The organism is Mesorhizobium sp. Root102, assembly GCF_001425625.1.
In the GTDB taxonomy this organism is placed as follows: Bacteria; Pseudomonadota; Alphaproteobacteria; order Rhizobiales; family Rhizobiaceae; genus Mesorhizobium.
Genome location: NZ_LMCP01000048.1, coordinates 272,674 through 280,031, shown reverse-complemented (window position 1 = coordinate 280,031; position 7,358 = coordinate 272,674). Strand labels below are relative to the sequence as shown.

At 63.6% G+C, this 7,358-nt stretch carries 6 protein-coding genes and 3 pseudogenes; 7 read left to right on the top strand and 2 right to left on the bottom strand.

The annotated features are described in order from the left end of the window. The 3 pseudogenes from trkD (ASD12_RS32595) to trkD (ASD12_RS35680) all read left to right on the top strand — a co-directional run. Positions 1–201, top strand: a pseudogene (gene trkD, locus ASD12_RS32595) (potassium transporter Kup); the annotation flags it as partial. A gap of 181 nt (positions 202–382) precedes the next feature. Next, positions 383–2,298, top strand: a pseudogene (locus ASD12_RS32590) (potassium transporter Kup); the annotation flags it as partial. Position 2,299: 1 nt separating this feature from the next. After that, a pseudogene (gene trkD, locus ASD12_RS35680) lies at positions 2,300–2,501 on the top strand (potassium transporter Kup); the annotation flags it as partial. A 61-nt stretch (positions 2,502–2,562) separates the two neighbouring features. Here the strand turns inward: trkD (ASD12_RS35680) and ASD12_RS32585 are convergent. Beyond that, positions 2,563–3,456, bottom strand: coding sequence for an SDR family oxidoreductase (locus tag ASD12_RS32585; RefSeq protein WP_056596859.1), 894 nt, complete (start codon positions 3,454–3,456; stop codon positions 2,563–2,565). A 135-nt stretch (positions 3,457–3,591) separates the two neighbouring features. On the opposite strand from ASD12_RS32585, the gene ASD12_RS32580 reads away from it, so the two are divergent. Beyond that, positions 3,592–4,002 (top strand): helix-turn-helix domain-containing protein, encoded by a 411-nt coding sequence (locus ASD12_RS32580; protein ID WP_056596856.1) that lies wholly within the window; start codon positions 3,592–3,594, stop codon positions 4,000–4,002. A 47-nt stretch (positions 4,003–4,049) separates the two neighbouring features. After that, complete coding sequence (locus ASD12_RS32575) at positions 4,050–5,315, top strand: NAD(P)/FAD-dependent oxidoreductase (RefSeq protein WP_056596853.1); 1,266 nt, start codon at positions 4,050–4,052, stop codon at positions 5,313–5,315. Here ASD12_RS32575 and ASD12_RS32570 read toward each other — a convergent pair. Then, positions 5,263–5,988: a glutathione S-transferase family protein gene (locus tag ASD12_RS32570; RefSeq protein WP_056596844.1), complete on the bottom strand. Its 726-nt coding sequence runs from the start codon at positions 5,986–5,988 to the stop codon at positions 5,263–5,265. The genes ASD12_RS32575 and ASD12_RS32570 overlap by 53 nt on opposite strands. Positions 5,989–6,084: 96 nt before the next feature. On the opposite strand from ASD12_RS32570, the gene ASD12_RS32565 reads away from it, so the two are divergent. After that, the gene (locus ASD12_RS32565; protein WP_056596838.1) at positions 6,085–6,543 is read left to right on the top strand and encodes a MarR family transcriptional regulator; all 459 of its coding nucleotides are present in this window, start codon (positions 6,085–6,087) and stop codon (positions 6,541–6,543) included. Between the two features lie 150 nt (positions 6,544–6,693). Beyond that, complete coding sequence (locus tag ASD12_RS32560) at positions 6,694–7,347, top strand: TetR/AcrR family transcriptional regulator (RefSeq protein WP_056596835.1); 654 nt, start codon at positions 6,694–6,696, stop codon at positions 7,345–7,347. The last annotated feature ends 11 nt before the right edge of the window (positions 7,348–7,358 follow it).

Genomic DNA, 7,358 nt, shown 5'->3' with positions numbered 1-7,358 from the left:
AAGCAGGGCTGGAAGTTCGACATCATGACGACCTCGTTCTTCCTGTCGCGGCGTTCGCTCAAGGCCTCGCCCAATTCCGGCATGCCGGTGTGGCAGGATCGGTTGTTCATCGGCCTGGCGCGCACGGCGGCCGACGCGACGGAGTATTTCCAGATCCCGACCGGACGCGTGGTGGAGATCGGCACGCAGGTGGCGATCTGATCGATGCGCGTGCGGACTGTCGTGGGGCGCCTCCGGTAGCGTGGATCGAACCTGCGAATGTCCAATGGTCGAAGATCCACCGACAAGCCTCGCGTGGCAGGCATGGCAGCCATTACGCAGCGGCACTTGATATTGCATCGCAGCAAGCGTAGAGCACCGCGCGCTTATCGGAGTGTCGTCCATGGCCCTTACCAATACTGGTAGTGAGGCAGAACCCGTCGAACAATCGAGCCATTCGGAAGTCGAACAGCACAGCACCAAGGTTCTGATGCTGGGCGCGCTCGGTGTCGTCTATGGGGATATCGGCACCAGCCCGATCTACGCCTTTCGCGAGGCGCTGGTGGCGTCATCGGGCGGCAATGTCGCCCAGCGCGGCGATATTCTCGGCGTTTTGTCGCTGATCATATGGTCGCTGACGATCATCGTCACCATCAAATACATCATGTTCGTGCTCCGCGCCGACAACCGCGGCGAGGGCGGCGTGCTGTCGCTGATGGCTCTGGCACGCGGTAGTTTCCCCAAGCGCTCGGCCCTGATGCTCGGCATCGGCATTGTCGGGGCATCGCTTTTCTTCGGCGACGCGGTCATCACGCCGGCGATTTCGGTGCTGTCGGCGGTCGAGGGCATGAATGTCGTCACGCCGACCTTCCAGCCCTATGTCGTGCCGCTGACACTTGTCATCCTGGCGATCCTGTTTTCGGTGCAGCGTTTCGGCACCGGTGGCGTGGCGCTGATCTTCGGCCCGATCACGGCCGTGTGGTTCCTGGCCATCGGCCTGTCCGGTCTCAATCACATCATCGCCGACCCCGAAATCCTGTTGGCGATCAGCCCGCACTACATCGTTGCCTTCCTGATCAATTCGCCCGATGTCGCTTTCGTTACCATCGGCGCCATCTTTCTCGCCGTCACCGGGGCCGAAGCACTCTATGCCGATCTCGGCCATTTCGGCCGCAAGCCGATCGTGCTCGCCTGGCTGGCGATCGTGTTTCCCTGCCTGCTGCTCAACTATGCCGGGCAGGGCGCCTTCGTGCTGGCGAAGAATGGCGTGGTCGGTCATCCGTTCTTCGAGATGAACGAGGGTTGGACACTGATCCCGATGGTGGTGCTGGCAACGGCCGCCACCGTCATCGCCAGCCAGGCGGTGATCTCGGGGGCCTTCTCGCTGGCCAGGCAGGCGGTACAGCTCAACATGCTGCCGCGCCTCCAGATCTCGCACACGTCGGAGAGGCAGTCCGGCCAGATCTACATGCCGCGTATCAATCTGCTGCTGGCGCTGGTGGTGATGATGCTGGTCGTCGGCTTCGGCGAGTCCAGCAAACTGGCGTCCGCCTACGGTATCTCGGTGACCGGCAACATGCTGGTGACCACGGTGCTTTTGTTTGTGGTCATGACGCGGATCTGGAAATGGCGGCTGTGGGTGGCCGTCGCGATGACGGTGCTGTTCGGTTTCATCGACGTCGGTTTCTTTGCGTCCAACATCGTCAAGGTGTTCGAGGGCGGTTGGGCCTCGCTGGCCGTGGCCTTCACCATCGTGACGGCCATGTGGACCTGGGTGCGCGGCAGCCGCTACCTGTTCGACAAGACCCGCCGCAACGAGATCCCGCTCGATTTCCTCGCAGGCAATCTGTTGAAGAAAAAGCCGCAGCTTGTGTCCGGCACCGCCGTGTTTCTGTTCGACAAGACCCGCCGCAACGAGATCCCGCTCGATTTCCTCGCAGGCAATCTGTTGAAGAAAAAGCCGCAGCTTGTGTCCGGCACCGCCGTGTTCCTGACCAGCGATCCGCTCAGCGCGCCAACCGCGCTGATGCACAGCCTGAAGCACTACAAGGTGCTGCATGAGCAGAACGTCATCCTTTCGGTGGTGACGGCGCCGCAGCCGGTGGTGCCCGACAGCGAACGGGTCAAGATGGAGACGGTCAACGAGCTGTTCATGCGGGTGACGCTGACCTTCGGCTACATGGAGCAGCCCAACATCCCGCGCGCGCTGGCGATCTGCCGCAAGCAGGGCTGGAAGTTCGACATCATGACGACCTCGTTCTTCCTGTCGCGGCGTTCGCTCAAGGCCTCGCCCAATTCCGGCATGCCGGTGTGGCAGGANCAAGCAGGGCTGGAAGTTCGACATCATGACGACCTCGTTCTTCCTGTCGCGGCGTTCGCTCAAGGCCTCGCCCAATTCCGGCATGCCGGTGTGGCAGGAYCGGTTGTTCATCGGCCTGGCGCGCACGGCGGCCGACGCGACGGAGTATTTYCAGATCCCGACCGGACGCGTGGTGGAGATCGGCACGCAGGTGGCGATCTAGGCATGTCTTGGCGGATCGGCGAATGGACTGTGCCTCACGGCACAGTCCATGTCACTCCGCTTCAACCGGCTAGGGCGGCCTTGTTCGCCTCAAGGAACTGCTTCAGCGTTTTCGACTTGCGGCCGGAAAGCGTCTCGACCGCGTCCGTCACCATGGCGATGCGGCCGGCGCGCGTGTTGGCGTCAAACGACACGATGATGCGGGCGAAGTCCTCGGGAACGCCAGCCGCCTTCACACCTTCGGTCAAAGCTTCATCCGAAACCGGCACGACGTGGAGCGGCTTGCCGGTGACCTCGCTTACCAGCGAGGCAATCTCGGCCGTGGTGTAGGCCTGCGGGCCGGTCAACGTGTAGGTCTTGCTTTCGTTTGCAACGGCAGCGAGGCCGGCGGCGATCGCTGCTGCCATGTCGTCGCGCGCGCCGTGGGCGATGCGGCCGTCGCCGGCGGACGTGTACCAGAGTCCCGAAGCGATGGCCTGCGGCAGTGCCATGAACATGTTCTCCTGGTACCAGCCATTGCGGAAGATGGTGTAGGCGATGCCGCTGGCCTTGATCGCCTGCTCGGTGCCGTAGTGATCATTGGCAAACAGTACCGGCGAAACCGGTTCCGGATTCGGCATCGAGGTGTAGAGCAGGTGCGAAACGCCGGCCTTCTTCGCGGCAGCAACCGCGTTCTCATGCTGCCTCAGGCGCTTGCCGTTAGCTAGGTCGATCTCGCCGGTCGAGATGATGAGCACCTTGTCGGCGCCTTTGAATGCAGCCTTCAGTGATGCGGCGTCGTCGAAGTCGGCGGCCCTGATGGTGACGCCGCGCGCCGCCAGGTCGGCGAGGTTTTCCGGATTGCGGGTGGTGGCGATGATCCGCGGAGGCGGAACCTCGAGTGAGTCCAGCAGGTGGTTGATGACGCTGCGGCCGAGTTGGCCGGAAGCGCCGGTGACGAGAAGGGTTTCGGTCATGGAGGATCCTGACGTTGCGCCGGAAGCGCGGTTCTAGTGTCGGTCTCAAAAAGAGACCAGCACTAAAATAGGAATTGACCTGTTGCCGTAAAGAAGGCAGTTTTTCGGGAGGTAGGCACGCGCAGGGAACCAGCGGTGGACAGCAAGATCGTCAATCTGAGATCGAAGATGGAGGTCTACAACGCGATCTCCGGCGGCGGCAATTTTGCCGATTGTCCGGTCCGCGATGTCATCCAGGGGGTGAGCGGCAAATGGAGTTCGCTGCTGATGATGGCGCTGGCCGAGCATCCGTACCGCTTCGGCGAGTTGCGGCGGCTGGTGCCCGACATTTCACAGCGCATGCTGACGCAGACGCTCTACGATCTGCAGCGCGACGGCTATGTGCATCGCGAAGTGTTCCCAACCAAGCCGCCGAGCGTCGAATACAGCCTGACCGATCTCGGACACTCGATGTTCAGCGCCTTGCATCAGCTGATCCTGTGGGCCGAGCTCAATCATGACGCCGTGCGCAACGCGCGTGCCGGCTTTGATGCCACCCAGGCGTGAGCGGGACAAGGCCGTTGGCGGCTTGATTTCGTCCGGCCGCTGAAGGATTGTCCCGGCCATACGGCTTTGGGGGCATTGGCATTTCCTACGACATCGCAATTGCAGGCGCCGGGCCGGCGGGACTGGCCATGGCGCTCTATCTCAAGCGCGCCGGGCATCGGGCCACCGTCTTCGAGCGCTTCGACGAACCGAAGCCGGTCGGTTCCGGATTGATCCTGCAGCCGACCGGGCTGACGGTCCTGGCCGATCTTGGCCTGCTCGACGACATACTGGCGCTGGGCAGCCGCATTGATCGCCTGCACGGCGCCGATGCCAACAGCGGCCGTACCGTGCTCGACGTCCGCTATGATGCGCAACGCGGTGGCCGCTTCGGGCTGGCGGTGCACCGGGCGGCCTTGTTCGGCGTGCTTTTCCGCGCCGCGCAGCGCGAGGCGATCGCCATCGAGACCGGCGTTGAGATCGAGGCTCTGGAGACCGGCGAACGAGCGACGTTGATCTGTGGCAACGGACGAAAGGCGGGGCCGTTCGACCTGGTCGTCGACGCCAGCGGTTCGCGCTCGAAACTGCGACGCAGCGCAAGTGCTCCAGGCGAGCCACAACCACTCACCTATGGTGCGTTCTGGGCCTCGCTCGGCTGGCGCGGCGAAGGTTTTGACGAGCACGCGCTGCTGCAGCGCTACGACAGAGCGAGCGTGATGATCGGCGTGCTGCCGATCGGGCGACCGGAGCCGGGCGCTGAAAAGATGGCGGCATTCTTCTGGAGCCTGAAGCCGTCGGATGCCGATGAGGTGCGCGCCCGGGGTCTGGACGCCTGGAAGGAGAGGGTGGTCCGGCTGTGGCCCGAGAGCGAGGCGTACACCAGCCAGATCGACAGTTTCGACCAGCTCTCGCTGGCCCGCTATCGCCACCACACGATGAAGCGGCCGGTTGGGCGGCGGCTGGCCATTATCGGCGACGCGGCGCACTCGACCAGCCCGCAACTCGGGCAAGGGGCAAACATGGCGCTGCTCGACGCCGCCGCCCTCAGCCATGCGCTGGCGCGGACGCCAAACGTCGAGGCAGCACTGGAAGCCTATGCGAAGGCGCGGCGCTGGCATGTCCGCGTCTTCCAGGCGCTGTCGCTCGCATTCACGCCGTTTTACCAGTCGGATTCCGTAGCGCTGCCCTTCATCCGCGACAGGCTGGTGGCGACGGTGGCGAAGATCCCGCCGGCGCCGCAGTTCCTCGCCTCGATGGTCGCGGGAACCGTATTCGATCCGTTCAAGCGGATCGGGCTGACTGAAGCGCGGTGGCCGGATCGCTTCGTCCAATGAGGCCCGAAAGGTACGATCCCTTCGCTCGCAGGAAGGCATGCAGGCCCAGCGGGTAGTCCGGCGCCACGGCGTGCTTGATCGACGGGCGTTCACTCAACGCCTTGCGCCAGCCCTGGACGAGCGGTTTGCCATCCAGAATGTCGAAATCGCCGACCCGGTCGAAGGCGTCTAGATAGCGGAAGACCGGACCGTAGACGGCGTCGACGAGTGAAAAGCGCTCGCCGGCAAACCAGGGTCCGCCAGTCTCGTCCGCTAGCTCGGCTTCGAGACGATCGAACATGGCGGACAGCGCGCTGGATTCGGCCAGGAATCCGGCTTCGGTCGATGCTGAATAGAACCGGCCGATGGTGTTGAGGGTGGCCGAGCCGAACTCGATCCAGGCGCGATGCCGGGCGCGGGCATAGGGGTCGGCAGGGTGGAGGGGGTTGGCCTGCGTCTCTTCGAGGAATTCGAGGATGACGGCCGATTCAAAGATCACCGTTTCCTCGCCATTTCGCTGCACGCGCAGCAGCGGCACCTTGCCGAGCGGCGAGATCGCCTTGAACCAGCCCGGCTTGTTGGCGAGGTCGATATCGACGCGCTCGAACGGCACGCCTTTTTCGGCCAGTGAAATCGCGGCGCGCTGCACATAGGGGCAGAGATGATGGCTGACGAGAATGAGCTTGTGTTTCATGGTGGTTTCCAAGTTAATGCAATTGCATCTATGTAGATGCATGCGCATCGATCGTCAAGCTTGATGCAACTGCATCTATCGTCTAAGCATGCGGCCATGACCGAGAAAGCCACGCCTTCGCCCGAAGCCATCAAGGCCTGGGCCCGCCTGATGCGGGTTTCGCGCCAGCTGATGGAAAGCGCTGAAGAGGCGTTGAAGGCCTCAGGCCTGCCGCCGCTTGCCTGGTACGACGTGCTGCATGAGCTTGCCGAGGCGGGTGAGGGCGGGCTGCGGCCGTTCCAGCTCATCGAGCGCACCCTGTTCGCGCAATACAACATTTCGCGCCTGCTGGCCCGGCTCGAGGCCGATGGGCTCGTCGAGAAACTGCCGGTGGCCGATGACGGCCGTGGCCAGACCATCCGCATCAACGCCAACGGGCGAGAGACACGCCGCCAGATGTGGGCTGTCTACGGACGGTCGATCACCGAACTGGTCGGCGCCAAACTGTCGGCGGATGAGTTGACCATGGTCTCGGCACTGCTTGGCCGGCTGCGTCAGCCGCCAGCCAGCGATTAGCGAGGCTTGTCGCACGGCAACGCCCATCCCCTTGCAGATATTTTGCGCTCGTGCTCTTGCGCGCGGCCTCGTATTGCGCAATATGCCGAACCGTAACGTACGGTACGGCGCGTCGGAACGACCGATGGCCCTGCCTTTCGAGAGAAAAGCGTGTTGCACATCGTGCCTGACATCGACACCAGCGAAGCGCTGACGGAGCGGCAGAAGGCCGTGCTCGACGCAGCGTTGCGGCTGCTGGTCGAGGAGGGCGACCAACTGACCATGACCGCCGTGGCGCGCCGCGCCAGCTGCTCCAAGGAAACGCTCTACAAGTGGTTCGGCGATCGCGACGGGCTGCTGACGGCGACGGTGCAATGGCAGGCTTCGAAAGTGCGGGTGGCGCAGGTCGACGGCAAGGGCCTGGACCTTGCCTCGCTGACGGCAAGCCTCGAACGTTTCGCCTCGGACTGGCTCCAGGTGATCTCCAGTGATACCTCGATCGCGCTCAACCGGGTTGCGGTCGGCCATGCTGGTTCCGGCAAGGACAATCTCGGCGCCGTGGTGCTGGAGAACGGCCGCTTTGCACTGGCCAGGCGCCTGAAGCCGGTGCTTGAGGCCGGCCGGCAGGCCGGGCTACTCGACTTTGCGGATGCCGAAACGGCGTTCCGCACCTTTTTCGGGCTGGTCGCCCGCGATGTGCAGATCCGTCTGCTGCTCGGCGACCGGCTGGAATTGACTGAGGCGGCGATCGGCGGCGATGCCGCGCGGGCGACGCAGCAGTTTCTCGCTCTTCATGGAGCAAAAACCGGGCCGCAAGGCCTCTGATTTGTAAAAAC

What these genes read in the sequence shown, in the direction of transcription:
- ASD12_RS32585 (WP_056596859.1), bottom strand. Translation starts at nt 3,456, where the DNA reads ATGACCGAAACCCTTCTCGTCACCGGCGCTTCCGGCCAACTCGGCCGC.
- ASD12_RS32570 (WP_056596844.1), bottom strand. Translation starts at nt 5,988, where the DNA reads ATGAAACACAAGCTCATTCTCGTCAGCCATCATCTCTGCCCCTATGTG.
- ASD12_RS32565 (WP_056596838.1), top strand. Translation starts at nt 6,085, where the DNA reads ATGACCGAGAAAGCCACGCCTTCGCCCGAAGCCATCAAGGCCTGGGCC.